Source organism: Cohnella sp. SGD-V74 (assembly GCF_003001675.1).
Lineage (GTDB): Bacteria > Bacillota > Bacilli > Paenibacillales > Paenibacillaceae > Cohnella.
In genome coordinates this window covers 162780-184758 of the sequence record NZ_PVYW01000009.1, presented here as the reverse complement: position 1 = coordinate 184758, position 21979 = coordinate 162780, and the positions used below count along the sequence as shown (strand labels likewise).

The following is a 21979-nucleotide window of genomic DNA, read 5'->3' as shown; positions in this document are numbered from 1 at the left end:
CCTTGGCGAGGGCCGTTTGTTTCGGCGTTATTGCGAGGCTTGTCTGGCATTTTACAGGGAAAACGATTACAATAGAAGGAGTTCGCGAATCATAGGATAGAAAGGTTGATATTCATGAGCACACACAAAAAGAAACCGCCGGTCACGTCACGTCCAAAAGAGAAGGAGCAGGTCAACAAAAAGGCGCTCATTTGGATCGGGGCTGCCGTCGGTCTCGTCATTGTGGTCATGGCGGTGCTGCTCGCGCTGGACATTTAAGCCGCGACCGCCGTTATCATTAACCTAACCAATCATACACTTTGTGGGGGTTTGTCTCGTTCTGCGTGGTCGGCAGCCGGAAGCGTTCCGGCGGCGCCCGCAGTTCGTCGGGCAAACCTCCTTCTGCTATCGTAACCGGCGTTCCCATCGGAACGAGGTCGTACAATTCCTCGATATCCTCCGTCTTCATCCTCACGCAGCCGAGCGACTCGTCCTTGCCCATGCTGTCCGGCTCATCCGTTCCGTGAATGCCGTACCGGGTATGGGAGAGCGTCATTCCCCTGCTGCCGAATGCGCCGGTGCTGCTGCCGTTCGGGTCCTTGACCTTCTCCGAAATGAAGAACTTGCCTTCCGGCGTCTTGTCTCCGCCCAGGCCGACCTCGTAGTTGCGCAAAATAACGTCTCCGCTGACGACGGCCAGCCGATGATTGCTCTTGTCGACGATAATCTCCATCGGATGCTCCGCCATCGGAGCGAGCGTCCCGGCAGGCGCGCCGTGACCCGAGCCGGGGCCTGTCTGATCCGGCCAGCCCGCGCTCTGCGGAATTTTGCCGTCCTTCTTGTCCGCGAGCACGGCCTTCAGTTCGTCGAACCAAGGCGACATGCTCTCCGACCAGCCGGCCATCGTGTTCTTCGGATAATCTCCGGCCATCGCTTCGGGCGAATCGGGCCACTTGCCGGTTTGCTCCCTATATCGAATGACGGCGGAGCGCAGCGCCAGCTTCTCCTCCTGGAGCGGCTTCCAGCCTTCGACGAGCTTGGCCGCGGCTTTGCCGTCCTCCGGCTTGCAGTCGCACCATTTCGGATCGAACCACTGGATGCCGGCCAACCCCGACTCTCGGTCCGACGTGACCGTCGCGATCGGCTTGCCGCCCTTGACCCAATCGTTCCACTTCCCGAGCTTCGGCACGGCGACCACCAGACGGGGCTGGCGGGAAGGCTTGCTCGTCAGCGTCTCTCCAAGCACGCTTCGCCCCTGATCGTCCGGGCCCGGCGCCCCCGCAATCTGATCCGGCGGGATAACGCCCGCAGGCAGCGGAGCCGGCTTGCTCCCGACCGCCGGTTTAGGAGCTGTGCTCGCTCCCGCCGACGCGGCCGGAGACTCCGGGACGTTCGTCTCGATCGCCGCCGTATCGTCCGCCTCCGGAAGCAGCTCCCGTACGGCTATTATCGCTCCTCCCACGAGCAAGAGCGGAATAAGCAGCGCGGCGGTCCATTTTTTCCACCCGGATTTTTTCTTCGTTTTATTTTCAGGAAGCTGGGGAGCCGGCTTCGATTCGAACGCCTCGTAGATCTCTCCGGCCTGCGCGAAGCAATAAGTCGCCTTCGCCGTATCTCCCTTGCCCTCGTATTCCTTGCCCAGCAAATACCAAGCCATGCGGCTGTCCTCGTGTTTAAGGAGGTATTCCTTGAGCGGCAAAGCGTCTCCGACATTGGGAACGTTGTCATAGAAGTGCTGGATCTGTTCGTCAATGCGAGATTCTTTGCTCATGGCGTCACCTCCGCGACTGTTCGTTTATCCCTCCATTATTATCGGATTTTCTCGGCCGGTTCTAAAGAACAAATAAAACGGAGCTTTTCCGCAAGTAGCCAGGAAGCCGTAACACTCATCGAAAAGTAGAAAAGGGGCTGTCCCATAAGTAGAGACGTACAAAATTATCGTTGAAAAAAAGTGGGTATCTATCTCCTGGAGACTGCCTCATACGGTCCTGAAATGACCCTGCCACGGGTTTACCAGTTCAAAATTTCAGGATCGTATAGCATCGGAAGGAGATAGATACCCATAAACATCTATTCATCGATAATTGTTCGGTACGTCTCTTCTTACTTATGGGACAACCCCGTTCGAATTAAGAGTGGAAATCCTGGCCGGACAGCACTTCCTTGACATGCCCCGCCCGGATGACGAAATCTCCGAAATGTTCGCCCTCATTGCGCTCTTTGGCGTACTGCTCAATGATCGGCGACAGGGAGTCCAGTATTTCCTTCTCCCCGATATTTTCCTTGTACAGCTTGTTCAGACGCTGACCGGCGAAGCCTCCGCCCAAGTACATGTTGTACTTGCCGGGAGCTTTCCCGATGAACGCGATCTCCGCGAGCGCGGGACGGGCGCAGCCGTTCGGGCAGCCGGTCATGCGGATGACGATATCGTCGTCGCGCAATCCGTTGCTCTCCAGCATAGGCTCGATTTTCTCCATCAGGTCCGGCAAGTAGCGCTCGGACTCGGCCATCGCCAGCCCGCACGTCGGCAAGGCCACGCAGGCCATCGAATTTCTTCGCAGCGCGGAATAATGCTTGCCGTCCGTAAGTCCATACGTCTGGATCAGCGCCTCGATCTTTTTCTTCTTCTGCGTGCTGACGTTGCCGATGATCAGGCTCTGGTTCGGCGTAAGCCGGAAATCTCCGGTATGCACCTGGGCGATCTCCCGCAGCCCCGTCATCAGCGGATAGCCTTCTTCGTCTTTGATTCGTCCGTTCTGGATGAACAGCGTAAAGTGCCACTTGCCGTTAATGCCCTTCACCCAGCCGTTGCGGTCGCCGTTGTGGTCGAAATGGTACTCGCGCGCTTCTTCGAGCTTCCAGCCAAGCCGCTTGGTCAGCTCGTCCTTGAACCAGTCGAGGCCGCGGTCGTCGATCGTGTACTTGAATCTCGCGTGCTTGCGCACGGCGCGATCTCCGTAATCGCGTTGGATCGTCACCGTCTTCTCCGCGACGTCGACGACTTGTTCCGGCTTGCAGAAGCCGATGACGCGCGCCACTTGCGGATACGTCTTCGTATCTCCGTGCGTCATGCCCATGCCGCCGCCGACCGTTACGTTGAAGCCTTGCAGCTTGCCGTTCTCGATGATGGCGATAAAGCCCAGGTCCTGGGAAAACACGTCAACGTCGTTCGTCGGAGGAACGGCCAGCCCGATCTTGAACTTCCGCGGCAAGTATACCGGGCCGTAGATCGGCTCCTGGTCCGCATTCGTGTCGACGACCTTCTCCCCGTCCAGCCAGATTTCGTGGTAGGCGTTCGTCTGAGGCTCCAGATGGCGGCTAATGCGCGAAGACCATTCGTACACTTCGGAGTGAACTTCCGATTGATACGGATTCGGCGTCGCCATTACGTTCCGGTTCACGTCGCCGCAAGCCGCCAGCGTCGTCAGCAGCGAAGCGTTGATTTCCTGGATCGTCTTCTTCATATTCCATTTGATAATGCCGTGCAGCTGCACCGATTGACGGGTCGTCAACCGGATCGAGCCGTTCGCGTATTGCTGCGCGATCCGGTCCATCATGAGCCATTGCTCCGGCGTCACGACGCCTCCGGGAGCGCGAATCCGGAGCATGAACTGGTAAGCCGGTTCCAGCTTCTGCTTCGCCCTCTCGTTGCGCAAATCGCGGTCGTCCTGCATGTAGCTGCCGTGGAACTTCATCAGCCGGTTCTCGTCCTCCGGGATGGAACCCGTAATCCGATCCGCCAACGCCTCCTCCAACACGCCGCGCAAATAGTTACTGCGAATTTTAATATCTTCAACATCGCTGTGCGGAGCGCTGTTCGGGTTCATCAAGTTATTTTCCGACATTCTGTATTCTCCTCTCGCGATCGTCGGGACCGAATTAATAGACGTCCCTCTGATAACGTTTCTGCTGCTGCAACTGAGCCATGTACTCGCCCGCCGCTTCCGGCGTCATGCCGCCTTCTTGTACGAGTATGTCCAACAACGCCCGGTGAACGTCGTGCGCCATCTTTTTCTCGTCCCCGCACACATAGACGTACGCGCCGTCCTGCAGCCACTGGTAGAGTTCCTTGGCGTTCTCCCGCATTCTGTGCTGCACGTACACCTTCTGGTCCGTATCTCGGGAAAAAGCGACGTCCATGCGCGTCAGCACGCCGTCTTTCAGCCAGCGCTGCCATTCGACCTGGTACAGGAAGTCGGTGGCGAAATGCTGGTCTCCATAGAAGAGCCACGATTTACCCGTCGCTCCGGTCTCTTCTCGCTCTCCCAGGAACGCCCGGAACGGAGCGACGCCGGTGCCCGGTCCGATCATGATGATCGGCGCCTCGGGATTGTGCGGAAGCTTAAAGTTGTCGTTCTGCTGAACGAAAACGGGAATCGGATCGCCAGCCGCGACTCTCTCGGCCAGATGCACCGAGCAGACGCCTTTGCGGGCGCGGCCGCGGGCTTCGTAACGCACCGAGCGAACCGTCACGTGAACTTCTCCCGGATAAGCGCTGGGGCTGCTTGCAATGGAATACAAGCGGGCCGGCAGCTTGCGGAGGACCGTCGTGAACTCGCTGGCCGGTACGCCTTTGAGCGGGTAATCCGTCGCCAAGTCGAGCAAATCCCGGTCGGCGATATAGGCGCGAAGCTCCTGCTCCTTGCCTGCTTGCAGCAGCTCGCCCACTCCGCTGCTCGGCGCCAGCTTGGCGATCTGCTCCAACAGAGGCTTCGTCAGCACCGTAATCTCGTAATGCTTCCGCAGCGCTTCGCCCAGCGGGAGCTTGTCTCCGTTTTTGCCTACCGCGACTTGCTCTCCGGCAGACCAGCCCATCGCTTCGATCAGCTCGGCGACCAGTTCCGGATCGTTCTCCGGATAGATGCCCAGGCTGTCGCCCGGTTCATACTGCAGATTGGAGCCTTCCAGGGAAATCTCCAAATGTCTCGTCTCCCGATCGGAGCCGCGTCCGTTCAAGTTCAAATTCTCGAGAACTTCCGCTTGGAACGGGTTCGATCTCGTATATTCGGATTCGACCGCGATACCGGAAGCTGTCGCAGATGGAGCTGCGGCGCCAACCGGAGCCGCAGCAGGCGCGCTAAGCGCGGATACGACCTGCCCAATCCACTGCTCGGCCGCCTCGTCGTAGTCCACGTCGCAATCGACGCGATCTACAAGACGCTTGCCGCCGAGCTCTTCCAGCCGCTTGTCGAAATCTTTGCCCGTCTGGCAGAAAAACTCGTAAGACGTGTCGCCCAGCGCCAGCACGGAGAACCCGAGCGACTCCAGCTTCGGCGCCCTCTTGCTGTGCAGGAACTCGTGGAAGGCGAGCGCGCTGTCGGGCGGTTCCCCTTCGCCGTGCGTGCTGACCACGATCAGCAGCTGGCTGACGTTCTTCAGCGTATTCGGTTTGAAATCGTTCATCGAAGCCAGCGTAACCTGCAAGCCTTGCTCTTCCAGCTTCTTCGTCAGCTTTTTCGCCAGCTTGCTGCTGTTGCCCGTCTGCGATCCGAAGAGCACGGTCGCTTCTTTCGGTGCGGCCGGAGCGACAGGCGCGCTAACGGCCTCCGCAGGCAGAGCCGCCGGGACGCCAGCCGTCGGAGCGGCCAAGGCGGCTCCGGAGGAATAGGCCGATAAATAACCGCTTAACCAGATTCGCTGCGATTCCGTTAAGCGGGGCAATAACCGATTGAGCAGGTCGGCTTGCTCCTGATCGAAAGGACTGTTCGTTACTTGAAGAACCAACGTTATCCACCTCACGCGCGTATGCTAGTCGTTATTCCTAGTATTCATGTTAACTTAATTTATTTTACTTATTGAACCTACCACAGCCAGCGGGACGGGTCAATTAGAATGATCTTATAGCATTAATCAGATAAGCTAATAAGGGGAGTGAAGGCAAAGAGGGGAAAGTCGAAGATGGTTCGGGAATAGATCGATCGCCGCGACAAGATAAGGCCGCCTTCCCATGCTCTTCAGTTACGGCTCCAGCCCGAGCCGCTCGTATTGCTCGGCGGGAGCGTCGCTCTCCCGCATCAAGCTGCGCATCAGTCCGGACATACGCTCAATCGCATCAGTGTCCTGCAGCGGCGCGAGCTGTTGAGAGTCACTCTGCAAGTCGAACAGCAAATCGCCGAACGAATGCGCCGCAGTCATACTGCTCGCATCTGTCCGCATCAGCGCAACCCCCTTCGTAAAGCTGAACGGCGGAGCAAGCGCCATCGTCCGCAGCTCCTCTACGCCGAACATACTCCGCATATGGCAAGGCATCAGCGTGTAATTGTAAAGCGGCGAGTTGTCCGGCCTCACAGGCGCTTTCATATAGACATACCTGCCGTCCGTGCAGTTGACATGCGCGCCGAACAAACCGAACAGCACCGCTTCGCGCTCCGACTCCTCGCCTGCAACAATCGGCCCGAGCGGCCTGCCTTGCATGCCCTCCGGAATCGGTAAGCCGAAATAATCGAGCAGCGTCGGCGCCAGATCGATCGTCTGGACCAGACTTTGCCGCCGCTCTCCCCGCTTCCCGCTTCTCGGGTCCCACACAAACAACGGCATCCGCGCAACCTCATTGTAAAATGGCTGCACCGTCTTCGCCCACCAGTCGTGCTCGCCAAGCAAGTAGCCGTGGTCCGTATTGACAATCAGAAGCGTGTCTTCCCATAGCCCCAGCCTGTCCATCTCATCAAGCACCTTGCCCAAATAATAATCGCACATGCTTACCAGCGCAGCATATTCATATCGTACATGCTCGACCTGCTCCGCTGTCTCCTTCACTCGTCCATAACTTGGCCAATCAAAGTGCGGACCGTCGTACGCATGCGGGTACAATTCCCTGAACCGCTCGGGAGCATAAAACGGCTCATGCGGATCGAAAGTTTCCAACTGCAAGAACCAGTTGTCCGCATTCCTGTTAACCGCAATAAATTCCAACCCTTCGCGGAACGTCAGCGCCTGCGGAAAATGATCCTCGCTCGTTATATATTTGCGGTTGATCCAGTCCTGACGCATAAGCCTGTTGCCAGACTGTCCGCCGATATGCGGCGGAGGCGACGGATCGGCCGCCTCTCCCTTCCATGCATCGCCTTCCTGCCCGCGTTGAAATGAAAAGGTATTGTATCTGGAATGATAGGTACCCCCGCCATCCTCAAAATAATGTTGATGGTCCGTAGTCAAATGCGTATAAATTCCAGATTGCTTCAATAATTCCGGCATAGAGTCGTCATAGGGCTCCAGCGGCCCCCAACTGCGGTGCAGGAAATTGTATCTGCCTGTATGAAGCTCCCTTCTGGCCGGCATGCACGGCATGCTCCCGATCCAGCATTGATCGAATACAACTGCTCTCTCGGCCAATCTTTCAAAGTTCGGCGCGTGAACGGACCTGCCCCCGTATGGAGGCAGCATATGACGGTTCAAGGAATCGAACATGACCATAATCGCTCTCACAAAACCTCTCTCCTTTATTACCTGCCGTTCAACGCCGCGTTCACAGGCGTTATCGCCGCTACAAACTGCTCCCATGGCTCGTCGTGCATATCGAGACAGCCGTAGTTGCCGATCAGTCCGTCCGGATTGGCATAATCGTACAGGGCGAACCAATGTACTCCCACCATATAAGGAAGACTTGCCGCCCGATTGACAAATGCGCTGTACGCCTCCGCGCGGCGCGCCTGGTCGCGGACCAATACGTTTCTTGCTCCGTTAGTGCTTTTCAAATACCCCGCTTCGCGGCCTGCGCAAAAGCTGAATTCCGTTATCATAATCGGCATGTTCATCATTTGGCTGACAGCCTGCAGCCATTTCTCCGGCAGCTCAAAACTGTAGAAATTAAGCGACAGGAGGTCCGCGTATTCCTTCATCACTTCCAACACAACCGGCGGCGTGCTCGTTCCGACCATGCGGCAGCCCAAATTGAGGCGATGCGGGTCATACAGACGCAGGGCCGCATTTGTGGTCGAGAAGTACACCTCGGCAATCCGGCGCAAAAATCCGGTTTTATCCTCCTCCAGCACGTTCGGCTTTGCCCGGTACACCGCAATATAAAGAAGATCGTCCAATTCCAGATATTCGCTGCCCCATGCCTCGTTCAAGCGCTCGATCGAGCCGTACTTGTCGGCAATAAACTGAACCCATGCCTGTTTACCGGCAGCATGCGGCGCCAGCTCGAAGTAATCGTCTACCAGACCTGTGGACTGGTAGCCAAGGTCGGGATCGTTGTCGCCCCATTTGCCCGATGAGCCCCACCAATGCAATTCATTGTCGGTATAGTAGCCGATCAATCCTCGATCCTGCAGCAGATCCTCTCCCTTTTCATAAAAACACTCAGCCAGCGCCTTGTACACGGACGCCTTGAAGCTTTTATCAAACACGTCAGGAAAACCGATGCCCCAATCGAAATTCGCCTTTTTGGCAAATCGGGACATACGAATTTCAACCGTTTTCGGCGTGCCGTCGCCCCAGTAATATTTTTCGTGCCAGGCGCCCAACGTATTGAAGCCCCAGCCCTTCACTTGCCGCAGCTTGTCGTCGGCCCAGCGCTTCAACCAGTTGGCATCGGCGCCGTACTTATCCACAAAATCGACGCGCAGCCAAGCCGATTGATCAATAATTTGATTGTATACACCGTTCATCCCGAGGGAAAAAACGGGTTTGCCGTTGGAGTCAATCAACTGCCAGCGTCCATCCACGCATTTCGTAGTGAAATATCCTGTTGTCATCAATACCACTTCCCGTTTGTCAAAATGTCACCGGACGCCCGGCAAATCATTGGAAGAAGAGGGAAGAGCATGCTGTTCATACTCCTCCCTCTAACCTTGCATCTTATTTGCGGTTCTCGTTGTACCAAGCGGTTCTTTCCTTGATCAAGTCGTCGCCGCCTTGCGCTCTCCAATCCGCCATAAACTTCTCGTAATCGCTGAGAGGCGCGTGTCCGATAAGCACCTTCGCAGCCGCTTCGCGGAACATCGTCGTCATATTGCGCTCATCTGCAATGGGCGGCATACCGACCGCTTCATTGACGAAGCCTTCCGTATTGGCGATTGTATAAGCTTCATCAAGATATGCGAACATCTCATCGTCGCCGAGCTTGATTCGCGTCATTTCCGGATTGTAGCCGTGAACGCGCACAACCGTATCCAGCCAGCGGATGCCTTCCGCCTTCTTCGCGTCGAATGTAATTCGACCGTCCGAGGTAGCGGTAAAGAAAGTGTCCCCCTCGATGCCCAGTTCTGCGAATATTTGGCCTTCTTCGCTCATGAGCCAATCGAAGTAGCGAATGATGGCTTCCGGATTCTCAGCGTCCTTAGTTACGATAAACGTTTTGTTAATCGGGCTCCAGCGCGTGCCCAGCGGACCGTCGTAGCCTGTGCCCCTCGGGGTTGGAATAACGATGACCTCCGGATTCTGATCAGCGATGGAAGCTCTCAGATCGGTATTCCATTGCGTAACAAGAGCTGGCGCGTGTCCCCATACGCCGACAAAACCCGCTCTTATTTTGGATTCCCATCTTACACGGTCATTTGTCAGAAACTCGGAATCGATGAGCTTCTCGTTCCAGAGCGCATTAATATACTCAAGCGGTTTCAAAATATTCGGATGGATGTTGCCAAGAATGACTTCATCGTTGTGATAGTATTCGGTCCAGGCTGTGCCTACTCCCCACATGCCGAAAATGTTGTCGCCCCACGAAATGTTTTCGCGCATGCTGAACGGAATTTCATCCGGCTCGCCGTTGCCGTTGGGGTCTCCGTCGCGGAAAGCGCGAAGAACTTCAAGCAGTTCATCGGAGGTCGTTGGAACTTGCAGATTCAGCTTATTCAGCCAATCCTTGCGAATGAACATCACTTGACCGGATTGCGTCAAAGCCGGCTGCGGAATGGCAAGAATTTCGCCCTTTACCGTAACGGCATCCCATGCCGCCTGAGGAATGTTCGCTTTCAAATTCGGACCGTATTGATCAATCAAATCGTTAAGAGCCAATATTTTGCCGCCCTCGATCAAATCCAGTTCAGGTCCGGACCAAGACTGGTACACATCCGGGAATTCGCCGGAAGCGAACTGGAGCTTCAACTGATCCAGATAAGTCCCGTGAGCCAAAAACTCGATGTCCAGATCCGTATTTGTCTTTTCCTCCAAATATTTGATCCGAGGATCGTCCGCTCCCGGAGCTTGAACGCTGTGATCGGACACCACCATTTTGATCTTCACCGGTGCTGCCGGCGCATCCGTCGCTTGTCCTGACACGTTGTCCTTCGTCTGCTCCGGCGCATTGGTTGGAGTTTGCGTATTGCTGCCATTGCTTGAGCAGGCTGACGCTACAAGTGCAAATACGAGAATTGCACATACAATTGCAATAAGCTTTGTTTGTCTCATCCTTCAGCTGACCTCCTGTATGATGATTTAATTATGTCAACGGCTTTGCCGTTAAACATCGCTGCCAGCAAATCGGACTACTCCTTGACTGAGCCGATCAAGGCTCCTTTGATGAAATGTTTCTGAATGAACGGATAGATGATGACAATCGGAACCGTCGCCACCATGATCGTCGCCATCTGCAGCCCCTGCGGATTCAGCTGCGTCGTCGATTCCGCGGCAATGGCCAGCATATCGTTCATATCCGACTTGGCTACGAGATTGTACAAATACAGTTGCAAGGGCTTAAGATGGGTTTTGGTAATATACAGAAGCGCCGTTGCATAGCTGTTCCAATGAAACACCGCGTAGAATAGTCCCAGCGTCATCATAATCGGCTTGGACAGGGGCACGGCAATTTGCATCACCATTCTCATCTCGCCCATACCGTCAACCCGCGCCGCCTCGAACAGTTCCTCCGGCAAAGACCGGAAGAAGGTAAGACAGATCAGCAGGTTGAACTGCGACAGCGCCACAGGAATAATCATCGCCCATACCGTATTAATCAGGCCGATATCCTTGACGACGAGATAAACCGGAATCATCGGCGGATAGAATATCATTGTAAATACGATATAGATCAAAATCGCGTTTTTACCGCGAAGATAGCTTTTGGACAATGGATAGGCGGTAAATATCGTCATCAGCATGTTGATCAGCGTGCCGACAACGACAACGAAAATCGAAATGCTGAACGACCTCCAGAACGTTTTGTTCTTCATAACGGCCTCATAATTGCTCCAATTAAAATCAACCGGCCAAATACTGACCTTCGCATGAATAAGCGCATTGGTCGAACTGAGCGAGCTGGCAATGACATGCAGGATCGGGATGATTACCGTGACGCAAGCGAGAGCCAGAATAATGACGTTGGCGGCATCGAATATTTTTTCGCCGAGTGATCTGCGAATCTGCATTGCTTCCAGCCCCTTTCTAGAAAATTCCTTGTCCTGTCAACGATTTACTTGCCCGATTTGCCATAAGCAGCAGGAGGAAGCCTACAACGGCCTTAAACAATCCTATCGCTGTTGTCATACTGTATTTGCCTTGAATAATGCCCTCGCGGTACGAATAAGTGTCAAGCACATCGCCGGTGGCATAGGTAATCGGATTAAGGAAGATATATATTTGCTCAAAACCAAGATCCAGCGTATGTCCGATCTTGAGCAGCAAGAGCAGCATGACCGCTGGCAGAATGCCCGGCATTGTAATATGCAAAAACTGCTTCCAGCGTCCGGCCCCGTCGATCTTCGCCGCCTCGTACAGCGATGGACTGATTCCTGCCAATGCGGCAAGGAATATGATCGCGTTCCACCCCATCTCCTTCCAGATGCCGGAAGTAATAATGATCGAGCGGAAGTACCCGGGCTCCTGCAAAAAGTGGATCTTCTCAAATCCGAAGGCGGCAATCCATTGGTTAATCAGGCCGACCTGCGGCGACATCAGCATATAACCGAGACCGCCGATGATGACCCAGGACAGGAAATGCGGCAAATAGAGAATCGTTTGCACGCTTCTCTTAAAAGCTGCATTCCGCAATTCGTTCAGCAGCAGAGCCAAAATAATCGGAGCTGGAAACGCGAAGATCGTCTGATAGAAGCTGATGGCCAGCGTATTCCAGAGAAGTCTTGTAAACTGCGGGTAATTAAAAAACTGATAGAAGTATTTGAAGCCGACCCAGTCGCTCGCCCAAATTCCCTTGTATATGTTGTAATCTTTAAAAGCGATAACGCTTCCAAATAACGGAATGTATTTGAAAATGAACAAATAGACGATGCCCGGAATCAGCATCGCATACAGAATTCGATGCTTGAGCACTGACTTGAGCAAAGGAAATCCTGGTGAGTGTTTCTTATCGATTTGTTCCATATCTGCTCTCCTTCGCTGGCAAAATTGTTGTTGATTCAAGTATAAAATCACTCAATACCAAGCAACAATAAGGCCATATTTCGACTTCTATTGCTATATCACTATTCTCCAATGATCCGGAAACGAGAAAAGCTCCAGCCTGGGGAGGCTGGAGCTTGCGCAATGAATTATTCGCCACTGGATCAAACCCTCAAGCCTCCATCCGTTTTTTGTATTCCGCCGGAGTTAACCCATAATATTCCTTAAATGTTTGAGTAAAATATACGCTGTTCTCGTATCCGACTTCCTTGGCGATCTCATACATTTTCATCGGGGATTGCATCAGCAGCTTTCTCGCCTCGTCCATCCGCACCGAAGTAATGTAATTCCATACCGTCATGCCGGTTTCCTGCTTAAATACATTGGCAAAGTAACTGCGGCTCATTGTCGCTTGCTCGGCGATTTCCTGCAGGCTCAGCTTCGTAGCGTAATTGGCCCGGATATACTGCTTGGCGTCCTCAAGCGCCTTGCGGGTCGGTTGATCCTGCGTTGCCTTGCATGCGCGGTAGACGGCCGCCGCCCCCTCCTCCAGCCTGCGAACCGCGCACAGCCTGAAGTAGAAGCGGAGCTTTCCCTTTGCAATCAACGCGTCGCCGAGCCCTATATCCTCTCCTTCCTCCAGTTGCACTTCGATTCGATCGCGGCTAAGCTCCTCCGCGACGATCTCCAGCCAGCCAAAGCTGAGACTCATCAACAAATCAAGACACTCTTCCGTCCACATCTCCAGCGTTTCCAGCGTCTCTACAACCAGCAAGGGCAAATTGGACAGCTCTCCGAGCTTCATCCGCGTCACCCAATGCTCCAATAGCTTGCGGTGATGAGGCAGATGCTGCAGAAGAAGCTTCCGAGCGCGATCCTCCCGTTCGCGCCGCAGCCTGTCAGCCGCCTTCAGCATCGCTTCCGCGAGCGTTTCCTGCTCAATCGGCTTCAATATATAGTCGATCGCGCCATGCTGCAGCGCTTGACGGACATAATTAAAATCGTCGTAGCTGGAGACGATGACGCAGTGCATCCAGGGGAACCTCCGCTTGACGAGTTCAATCAGATCAAGGCCGTTCATAAGCGGCATACTGACGTCCGTCACGCAAATATCCGCATAATAAGTCTCCAGCCATTCAAGCGCCTCTTTCCCGTTCTCTGCAGTTCCGGATACGATAAACTGAGGACCGAGCTCCGTTATTTTCTTGCACAGACTCGAACGGATCAGATGCTCGTCATCAACGACGAGAACTCGTTGCATGTGGATTCACCCGCCTTTTTTGTCGTCTCAGGAATCGAAGCTCGGTTACGGCTCCATTCGGTTCATTGTACACGTGCAGTCCGGAATCCTTGTGCTGATCGAACATCCGGATGCGATACTGCACATTGAGCAATCCTACGCGAGACAGTTCCCTGTACGCCTCCCCCGCATCCTGAATCGCCAGCCTCTCTCGCAGTTGCTGCAACGCTTCCTGCGAATAACCCGGTCCATTGTCGCTGACCTTGATGACAACATGCTCTTGCTCCATCTCGGCGCTAATGACAATGCGAATGGCCTGCCCCGTCTTCTCGATGCCGTGCTTCAGGCTGTTCTCCACAATCGGCTGCAGAATCGCCTTCAGACAAAGAAGTTCCCTGCACTCCTCCGCGACCCGGAACTCATGCGCGATGCGATCGCTGAAACGCAGCCGGCAAATCTCCAGATAATGATTGGTGTGATCAAACTCTTTTTGAAGCTGTACAAGCGAATTTTCGTAATTGGACGTATACCGCAGCATCTTGGACAAATTAATGGCCGCTCTCTCAATTTCCCGATGATTGACCAAGTTAGCCATCGAGTTGATCGATTCCAGCGTGTTGTACAAAAAATGTGAATTAATTTGCGATTGCAGCGCAGTCATCGTTGCCTGCTGCTGTTTCGATTTCGAAACGGCCAGAGCATGAATCGTCTCGTCCAGCCTGTCGAGCATCTGATTATAGGCAACGCCAAGATCGGCTACCTCGTCGTTGCCGCCGACAGGCGCCCTCATTCCAATATTGCCGAGCTTGGTCCGCTTGATTATCCGGCGCAAGTTAGTCAATCGATTCGTCACCGATGAAGTCAGCCAGACAACGAGCAGCGAAGACATAATCAGCGCAATGAGCGCTGTTGCGATTGTAACGTTTCGAACCCTGATAATGCTTTTGTTCATATCGTCGAACGGAATGATGGCTATCGTCTTCCAGGCGGTGCTGTCTATATTGCCGAAAATGACCATCTCTCTCGTTTCCTCCAGAAAAAACCAGCCCTTTTCCTTGTTCGCAATCCTCGCTCCCACTTCCTCGGGCAACCGGCTGCCGACTCTTGAATCGTCAGGATGCACGATGATTTCGTTAGACTCATTAATAACCATGCTGTTTCCATTCTCGCCCAGATTTATTTCGCGCAATATGTTTTGAACAGGCTCAAGCGCAATATCCATCTTAATCAAGCCGTTATTGATTCTGCCAAGCTGCTTGGCCATGCTCATGACCATGATGGGATGCGCTTTGTTGTCCCTTGATTTGTAATGCTCGCTTAGTCCGACCTCCACATAGAGCTTGTCCGTTGCGCGCACCGTCTCCAGCCAATGCTCCTCGGACAAGGAATAATCCTTATTCAAAAAATAATAGCCGTTCTCCACATGAATTTCGTTGCCCTTATCGGACAAGAGCGAAATCGACAAAATTTCGTTATGCCGTGACATCAAGGGCAAAATATAATTGTCTGTGATTTTATAATACGTAAACGCTTTGCCCGATGTATCATCGGACGACTTGCTCATCCAGTCCCGGACTTCCGCGCTGGAGCCCAGCAGCAGAAAGCCTTGCTCGTAGGATTGATAGTAGCGGCTCAGGTTAAAGCTCGCCTGCTTCAATATTTGCTCGCTGAAATGCTCGATATCGCGCTGCAGCGTTCGTGAAGTGTCCCGATAGCTGAATATGCCGATAACGGAGACGGTCAGCAAAATAACGACTATCATCAAGCTGACAAACTTCCACTTGATTGACGAAGAGATCGCCCGGAACATTGCACTCCCCCCGCATGAAATAATTGGAGCTGCGCAGTTAACCGTCGGACAGCCCTGCTACGGCGATTGTTCCTGCCCGCCTGATACCAGGCGATTTTCCTTGTACCACGCCGTCCTTTCGTCTATAAACGACTGCCCGCCATTCCGTTTCCATTCCTCCACAAAACGTTCGTAATCTTCTGTTGTGCGCTCTCCGATCATAACAAGAGCCGCATGCTCGATGAATTCGGAATGAAGGCCATAATCGTTATCAATATTAGGCATTCCGACCGTCTCGTTCACAAAGCCTTGCGAATTGGCAACAGCGAAAGCAATGCTCAGCTTTTCCCTTATCCTGTCATCGGTCATTGTTCCGCTCCCCAACTGCTCATCCATGCCATGGGCGGCAAAGTTCCTCTGGATAAATTCGATATCGGCATTTCTGGAAACGTCGTATTGCAGCCGACCGTCCTCACGACGGTATGTGACGCCCTCCACTCCGTTCTCCGCAAAAAATCTCCCTTCCTCGCTGAACAGCCAGTCGAAGTATTGAATGGTCTTTGCCGGATCCGCCTCCGTTTTCATCAATATAAACGTCTTCGCGGTTGGACTCCATCTTGTGCCGATCGGACCGGCATATCCGACTCCTCGCGGCGTTTTGATCGCAATGACCTCAGGCTCCTGCTCAGGGACTGACTGTTCAAGCGCCTGCTGCCAGGTGCCGGCAGCACGCGGCGCATGCGCCCAAATTCCGACTCTGCCGGACTTGATCTTCTGATCCCAGACCGACATCGTATTCATAAGAAACTCATTGTCAAGCAAGCCTTCCATGTACATGCGGTTCATATAACGCAATCCGTCGAGATAACGGGGATGAACGCTTCCGAGCAACAGTTCTCCATTCTCATAGGTTTCCGTAAACTTGGAGCCGACGCCCCACATGCCAAAAATATTTTCGCCCCATTCCAGCTTCTCGCGCATCGTAAACGGTATTTCATCCTTCAACCCGTTGCCGTTCGGATCCCTGTCCCGGAAAGCCCGCATTACATCGAGCAATTCATCCGAGCTCGTCGGAGCGGAAAGTCCAAGCTTGTCAAGCCAATCCTTGCGAATATAGAGCACGGAGCCCTGCAGCGTCTCAGACGGCTGAGGTATGGCGAATATTTGCCCCTTCACCGTAACGGAATCCCAAGCCGCTTCCGTGATGTTCTTTTTCAGATTAGGCCCGTACCGCTCAATCAACCCATTCAGAACATGAACCTTGTCTCCGTTGATCAGCTCCTGGCTCGGCGCGGACCATGACTGGTACACATCCGGAAAGTCTCCGCCGGCGAACTTTAATTGAATTTGATTCAAATATTGCGAGTGAGGAATGAACGTCATTTGAAGCTCGACATTCGCCTGGCGATTCATATAGTCAATATACTGGTCGACATTATCAGGAACAGCAAGCGCGTGATCGGATAAAAAAATGCGCAGCTTGGCCGGCGCATTGGGCTCGTCTCGACCGTCTGGGGGTCGAATATCGCCAGTAGCGCCGTCCTGTGCGCATGAAGCAAGCATCACCGCGAAAGCGGTTACAAAAAGCCTGTAAAATGCGGTCACTGCTGTTCCCCCTTATGGAATCAGGCGTCCTTGAGTGCACTTTCTAATAGCGTATGACGATAATATTGCCGTAACAATACATCAATATTACGAATTGCATCGGTATATTGCGATTTTCCCGTTCTGCTCACAGCAGTTCCGACTCAATCGTTCAATATAAATCCATTATGGAAATTGTAAGAAAGAGATGTCAAGGCATTGAAAGCGCCGTCGGCGAAGGGACCAAGGTTACCGTTCACATTCCGATAGCCGACAACTCGGCTTCCGAACTTTAGCGTCCTGCTGCCTGTCGATCCAAAGCCAAGTACGGAATCGGGATGCCCGATAGAAAAAAATCAGGCCGAGCGCTCTACTGGAGCAGCTCGGCCTGTTATCGTTTGCTGTTAGAATTGCTTGCTCCGGATAACGACGGTTTTCGCCGCGGCGTCCCATTGAATGTCGAGTCCGCTCTCGTCGGCGAAGAATCGAACGGGAATAAACATTCTGCCGTTAATCGAAACCGTCTTCGCGTTCAGCTTCAACGCCGCGCTTGTACCCGAAACGGTTTTCTTGACGGTATCCTTGCCTTCCGCGATCGCGTAGACGGTTCCGTCCTTGGTGAGAAGCGCCTCTCCCGTCTTCTTGTCGTAGCCGACTTGGTAGCCGAGCGCCTTGCCCACGTCGCGAACCGGCAGCAGCACGGCGCCGGACTTCAGCTGCGCCGGCACTTCGGTCGGCACCAGCTTTCCGTCGAGCAGCACCGCTATCCCTTGATTCGCGGGCAGCTTCGCCGGAGCGGCGTATTTCTGAAGGATGCGCACTTTGTTCCCGTGCTCGTCCACGATCGCGAGCCTGCCGTCGGCAAGCGCGACGACGTCCGTCGGACGATTGAACTGCGCGAACGCGGTCACGCCGTTGGTAGAGCCGGGCTCGGTCGGAACGCCTGCGATCGTCGTGACTCGGCCGTCTTGCAGCAGCCGGACGGCGTGGTTCAAGCTGTCCGCGATGACGATCGCTCCGTCTTCGGTTACAGCGAGTCCTTCAGGCGAATTGAAGCGTGACTCAGCCGCCGCTCCATCGGCGTAATCGCCTTGAACGAAGTAAGCGTTCGATCCGTCGTAGCTTCCTCCGCCGGCAACGGTGGACACCTGGCCCGAAGCCAAATCGACGTATCTGATCCGCTGGTTGCCGCGATCGCTCACGTACAGATTGTCTTTCGCATCGACCGCAAGCCCGCTCGGTTCATTGAACTTGGCGGACGCGATCGGTCCGTCCAGGAAATCCCCGGCGTCTTCGACCGCTCCTTGCACGTATTCGATCACTCGGGTCGAAGGCGCGTTCAGCGTCGTTACCGTGCCGTTCGGCGCGATTTTGCGAATCAAGTGGTTCAGCGTATCCGCCACATAGACGTTGCCTTTGCTGTCTACGGCGACGTCGGACGGGGCATGAAACTGTGCGTTCGTTCCCTTGCCGTCAGCGGAACCGATTAAGCCGCTGCCAGCCAGCGTCGTTACCGTTCCGTCAGGCGCGATCTTGCGGATCGCGTGATTGCCGCTGTCCGCTACGTAGACGTTGCCTTTCGCATCGACGGCAAGCCCTGAAGGAGAATCGAAGGCTGCGCGCTCGGCCGAGTCGTCGTTTAAGCCGCCGATCGGATTGCCCGCCTCGTCTTCGCCGAGCCAGTAGCCCGCATAGAGAGCCGACTTGTCCGCATCCAGCGTTCTCAGCCGATGGTTGGAGGAATCCGCTACAAGCAATTTCCCGTTCGCAAGCGCAACCGCCGACTTCGGATGGTAGAACGTCGCTTCATTGAGCGCTCCATCGCCATGTCCGACTCCCGCTTGTCCCACCCACGTTCTCACTTCGTACAGCTTGGCGGACTTGGTCCAGCCTGGGGCCGCGGCTCCGGCGAACGAAGCAAAAGCCATTCCCGCAGTCAGCAGGACTGCCGTAGCCATCGTGTACCGTCTGGTTGTATTTTTAGTCACGGTAGTTCTCCTTTAATTGAAAGTTGGGTCGTCGGGCATTGCTCAAATAGTAGGCGGTGTAATCATAATTTCATAGTTTATACGCTTGCCTTCGGAATCTTCCAGAACAATCGAAAAGCTCACGGAGCCTTGACCGTTGTATTGGTATTTGATTTTATAACTTTCCGCACTCTCGGTGGTTTGAACAACGCTAATCACATTGGGTTGAGTGCTCGTCCAGTCTTCGATCAGCCTCGTACCCGGAGCAGTTTGGAAATCAATGTTGACGATTTGAGCATCCAAACTCTCCTGGTGGAATTGCCCAGTATACCTCAAGAATTCACCCAGGGTCATTTCAATCGGATTGAAGTTTTCGTCATTCACAGTAATGGCTTGGAGAGCCAAACTGCCAGGAATCTCTCCGACGTAGAAATACAGATCAAAGACTGCGGACGTGTTGGGCTCGAACACTCTCAGCGGATCCACATACAGCTTTAGCAGATTTACCCCCGGCTGCAAGCCATTTACCTCGGATCCCTGTCCTTCACCCAGAACCTGACCGTTCCACTCGATCCGGAAGTCGGCATATTCAAACTCAAAATCCAAATCGAAGTTCCCCAAAAATTCATAAAAGGATAACCAGCCGCTCGTCACATCCACCGGCAGCGAGGCAATGTAAGACGTATCGCCGGTGTAAATCAGAGAATGGGTTTTATATTGTTCGTTCGAATAGTAATTAAAATCAATTCCCCCTGAGTTGAGCTGATCGTTCACAAGAAGAACTTCGCCGACTTTCAGAGTCAACTGAACCCAAGTACTCATCTCGAACTCATCGGTGATTCTAATGTCGTATCTGTAATAATCATCACCATAAACTTCTAGATTAACGGTGTTCGTTCCCGGATTCAGTTCTGTCTCCTGCACTTCGACCGCGTACGGATCCAGGGTGCCCCCATAGCCGTCGCCGATTTGAATGGTCAGTTGGACGACATCGTTGGCCTGAACGGACGGCAACACTGCATAAAATTCACCATCCGGCGTTAACTGGATCTGATAGGATTGATTGTTTACGAGCAGGGACCATGCCTCTACGCCTTCGGGCAAAGCTTCCACTTCAATATGGAACGTATACCAATGCGTGAAATAGCCGAGTTGGTCGGTTACAAGAAACTTCACTGTGTTCGTACCGACATGAAGTTGAACCTTTGGGAACTCGACATCGAACTCGACCGGTGATCCGTTCACGACGGCCTCTTCGACGAGATAATTGCCGTAACTCACACTAATTTCTCTCGCCGTCAAAGGCACCGTCGCTTCAAAAACACCCGAAGCGTTCCTCTCATACCCGACTTGCTGCATCTCTCCGTATCTTAGTTCCAACGGATCATTTTCCTCTTCCCAATTCGGGCCGGACTCTCCGTTCAAAACCTTCAAGTAATAGGTAGAATACGAACCCCCGGAAGGTTGACCTCCTTCAGCATGGACAACGGTCAACATAAATGCGTTCATCCCATGGTCCCTTAACGGAATCGATTGGGTTTGACCACTTGCCGTCCACTTGATCGTCTCGAACGGCGATTGCGACTGACCTAGATCGTCTATCCGTACTTCCGATACGTTCGAATCAAATTGGATCTGAAGCGATACGGAAGCAGCCGCTTGAACCGTATGAGTAATAAACGTCGAAGAATCCGTCATCTTCCATGTCAGTTCCTGATTACTGTCTGTCGTCGTTTTCCATCCCGTGAGTTCCTCCGGCTTAGCCGCCGGCACTGGAGTCGGAGTAGGCGTTGGCGTTGGTGTCGGAGTCTGATTTCCGCCGCCTCCCCCGCTGCTTCCACCGCCACCTCCGCCAGTTGTCGGGGACGGGGCAACGCTCGGCATTGTCGTCCGATCTTTCAACTCTTGCTCACGCTTCTTGCTTTCTTCCTCGAAGCGTTTTTTCTCCGCTTCGGCCAGCTTATTCACGTACTCTTCCTTCGCTTTGTTCTTCTTCTCTTCGAGGGCCTTCCGATTGGCTTCTTCCTGCTTCTTCTTTTCTTCGGCCACCCTTTTCATGATTTCGTCGAGCTGGCGCAGCAAATCGGCTTCCTTCTGCTTCTTGGCCGCTTCCAGACGGGCTTCCTCTTTCTGCTTAAGAAGCTCCTGCTTGCGCTTTTCGAGCTCCGTCAAGGCTGGCGGAGGCGTGTTGGCGAGATCAATTTTGTTTTTAAGCGTCGGATTCGCTTCGTCGATCAGTTTTTGCAGCTCGGCTTGAGCAATTATTTGGGATTTCAAAACTTCTTGCAGTATGTTGGCGACAAGATTGTTCAAATTTTGGGTAATACGGTTCAAGTCATCGACCGTGTTCAATTCGAGAGAAGAGTCCGTCTGACCGTCCTCAAGCTCTTTCTTTTTCTTGTTGATGAACTCCTCATTTTCTTGGTCGATCGCGTTTTTGGATTGGAGAATCGCCGCGATAATCGCCGGAGAAGCGTTGTTCAAGAAAGAAGACAGATCTGCCGGAATGACTTCATCCGGGAATTCGTCCGTTTGATTCCGATCGTCGATCGTGATTTGCTGACCTGGAAAAACGAGAACGTCGGGAGGCGTCGCATTCGTCCGCTTGTTCGTAGGAACGATCTGACCAACGCCCGAAGCGATAATGAATTTGGAGTCTCCCGTCACCGGGTTAACGGAGGCCAGCAGATTTGTTCCCCGCACGCCCATGATAGCGGTCGGAGTTTCCAGCGTGAACTCGTCGTTCGCGCTCTTGATCGACTTGACCGTCGACCAGACCGAGCCGTTCTGCACGCTGACTTTCGTCACGGTGTTTTTGCCTTCCTTAAGCTTGGAGAAAGTCAGAGTCGTATTGGCGGACACCGCCATCTGGTCGTCTTCCGACGAGCCGTTGGCGAACTGGAGCACCGCGGACCCTCCCGCTCCAACCGTCAGAATGTCCCCTTCGTTCAGGCTCATTTTGGCGAACGCCGTAAATTCTTTCGAGCCCCCGGACTTCTTTACTTTTACCGTGCCCTTAAGCTCCTTGACGACGGCGACCCGGGACGATGCCGCGGAGGCCTCTTGGGCCAACACGCCGAGCAAAGGCAATGCCACCAACAGCACGCCAAGCGCATAAGCGACTAATTTCTTCATTTGAATTGC

General features: G+C 53.7%; 14 protein-coding genes. 1 reads left to right on the top strand and 13 read right to left on the bottom strand.

The annotated features are described in order from the left end of the window. Window positions 1-114 precede the first annotated feature (114 nt). Window positions 115-258 (top strand): hypothetical protein, encoded by a 144-nt coding sequence (locus B0G52_RS35935; RefSeq protein ID WP_198960654.1) that lies wholly within the window; start codon window positions 115-117, stop codon window positions 256-258. A 19-nt stretch (window positions 259-277) separates the two neighbouring features. Here B0G52_RS35935 and B0G52_RS15530 read toward each other — a convergent pair whose 3' ends face one another. The 13 genes from B0G52_RS15530 to B0G52_RS15470 form a co-directional block, all read right to left on the bottom strand. Further along, a complete protein-coding gene (locus B0G52_RS15530) occupies window positions 278-1750 on the bottom strand; it encodes a L,D-transpeptidase (RefSeq protein WP_094045855.1) in 1473 nt (490 codons plus the stop codon). 358 nt (window positions 1751-2108) lie between these two features. Continuing rightward, a complete protein-coding gene (gene cysI / locus B0G52_RS15525; RefSeq protein WP_094045853.1) occupies window positions 2109-3824 on the bottom strand; it encodes an assimilatory sulfite reductase (NADPH) hemoprotein subunit in 1716 nt (571 codons plus the stop codon). 34 nt (window positions 3825-3858) lie between these two features. Then, on the bottom strand, window positions 3859-5703 hold the full coding sequence (locus B0G52_RS15520) for an assimilatory sulfite reductase (NADPH) flavoprotein subunit (protein WP_094045851.1): 1845 nt from the start codon (window positions 5701-5703) through the stop codon (window positions 3859-3861). 234 nt (window positions 5704-5937) lie between these two features. After that, the gene (locus tag B0G52_RS15515; RefSeq protein WP_094045849.1) at window positions 5938-7404 is read right to left on the bottom strand and encodes a sulfatase; all 1467 of its coding nucleotides are present in this window, start codon (window positions 7402-7404) and stop codon (window positions 5938-5940) included. A 17-nt stretch (window positions 7405-7421) separates the two neighbouring features. Next, window positions 7422-8675, bottom strand: coding sequence for a hypothetical protein (locus B0G52_RS15510; RefSeq protein WP_094045847.1), 1254 nt, complete (start codon window positions 8673-8675; stop codon window positions 7422-7424). Window positions 8676-8778: 103 nt separating this feature from the next. Beyond that, window positions 8779-10329: an extracellular solute-binding protein gene (locus tag B0G52_RS15505; protein WP_094045845.1), complete on the bottom strand. Its 1551-nt coding sequence runs from the start codon at window positions 10327-10329 to the stop codon at window positions 8779-8781. A 77-nt stretch (window positions 10330-10406) separates the two neighbouring features. Beyond that, window positions 10407-11285 carry a carbohydrate ABC transporter permease gene (locus B0G52_RS15500; protein ID WP_094045843.1) on the bottom strand — a complete coding sequence of 293 codons (879 nt, stop codon included), beginning with the start codon at window positions 11283-11285 and terminating at the stop codon, window positions 10407-10409. Window positions 11286-11301: 16 nt separating this feature from the next. Then, window positions 11302-12237: an ABC transporter permease gene (locus tag B0G52_RS15495; protein WP_233162692.1), complete on the bottom strand. Its 936-nt coding sequence runs from the start codon at window positions 12235-12237 to the stop codon at window positions 11302-11304. A 190-nt stretch (window positions 12238-12427) separates the two neighbouring features. Beyond that, entirely contained in the window at window positions 12428-13516 is a 1089-nt protein-coding gene (locus B0G52_RS15490) for a response regulator transcription factor (protein WP_094045841.1), read from the bottom strand. Then, a complete protein-coding gene (locus B0G52_RS15485; RefSeq protein WP_094045839.1) occupies window positions 13494-15305 on the bottom strand; it encodes a cache domain-containing sensor histidine kinase in 1812 nt (603 codons plus the stop codon). Before B0G52_RS15485 ends, B0G52_RS15490 begins: the two co-directional genes overlap by 23 nt. Before the next feature lie 57 nt (window positions 15306-15362). Beyond that, window positions 15363-16889, bottom strand: coding sequence for an extracellular solute-binding protein (locus B0G52_RS15480; protein ID WP_094045837.1), 1527 nt, complete (start codon window positions 16887-16889; stop codon window positions 15363-15365). A 383-nt stretch (window positions 16890-17272) separates the two neighbouring features. Next, complete coding sequence (locus B0G52_RS15475; protein ID WP_143762571.1) at window positions 17273-18856, bottom strand: stalk domain-containing protein; 1584 nt, start codon at window positions 18854-18856, stop codon at window positions 17273-17275. Window positions 18857-18898: 42 nt separating this feature from the next. Beyond that, window positions 18899-21970 carry a FecR family protein gene (locus B0G52_RS15470; RefSeq protein ID WP_094045833.1) on the bottom strand — a complete coding sequence of 1024 codons (3072 nt, stop codon included), beginning with the start codon at window positions 21968-21970 and terminating at the stop codon, window positions 18899-18901. Between the last annotated feature and the right edge of the window lie 9 nt (window positions 21971-21979).

Coding starts and splice junctions, on each gene's coding strand:
- B0G52_RS35935 (WP_198960654.1), top strand. CDS start 115: ATGAGCACACACAAAAAGAAACCGCCGGTCACGTCACGTCCAAAAGAG.
- B0G52_RS15530 (WP_094045855.1), bottom strand. CDS start 1,750: ATGAGCAAAGAATCTCGCATTGACGAACAGATCCAGCACTTCTATGAC.
- cysI (WP_094045853.1), bottom strand. CDS start 3,824: ATGTCGGAAAATAACTTGATGAACCCGAACAGCGCTCCGCACAGCGAT.
- B0G52_RS15510 (WP_094045847.1), bottom strand. CDS start 8,675: ATGACAACAGGATATTTCACTACGAAATGCGTGGATGGACGCTGGCAG.
- B0G52_RS15505 (WP_094045845.1), bottom strand. CDS start 10,329: ATGAGACAAACAAAGCTTATTGCAATTGTATGTGCAATTCTCGTATTT.
- B0G52_RS15500 (WP_094045843.1), bottom strand. CDS start 11,285: ATGCAGATTCGCAGATCACTCGGCGAAAAAATATTCGATGCCGCCAAC.
- B0G52_RS15495 (WP_233162692.1), bottom strand. CDS start 12,237: ATGGAACAAATCGATAAGAAACACTCACCAGGATTTCCTTTGCTCAAG.
- B0G52_RS15490 (WP_094045841.1), bottom strand. CDS start 13,516: ATGCAACGAGTTCTCGTCGTTGATGACGAGCATCTGATCCGTTCGAGT.
- B0G52_RS15485 (WP_094045839.1), bottom strand. CDS start 15,305: ATGTTCCGGGCGATCTCTTCGTCAATCAAGTGGAAGTTTGTCAGCTTG.
- B0G52_RS15470 (WP_094045833.1), bottom strand. CDS start 21,970: ATGAAGAAATTAGTCGCTTATGCGCTTGGCGTGCTGTTGGTGGCATTG.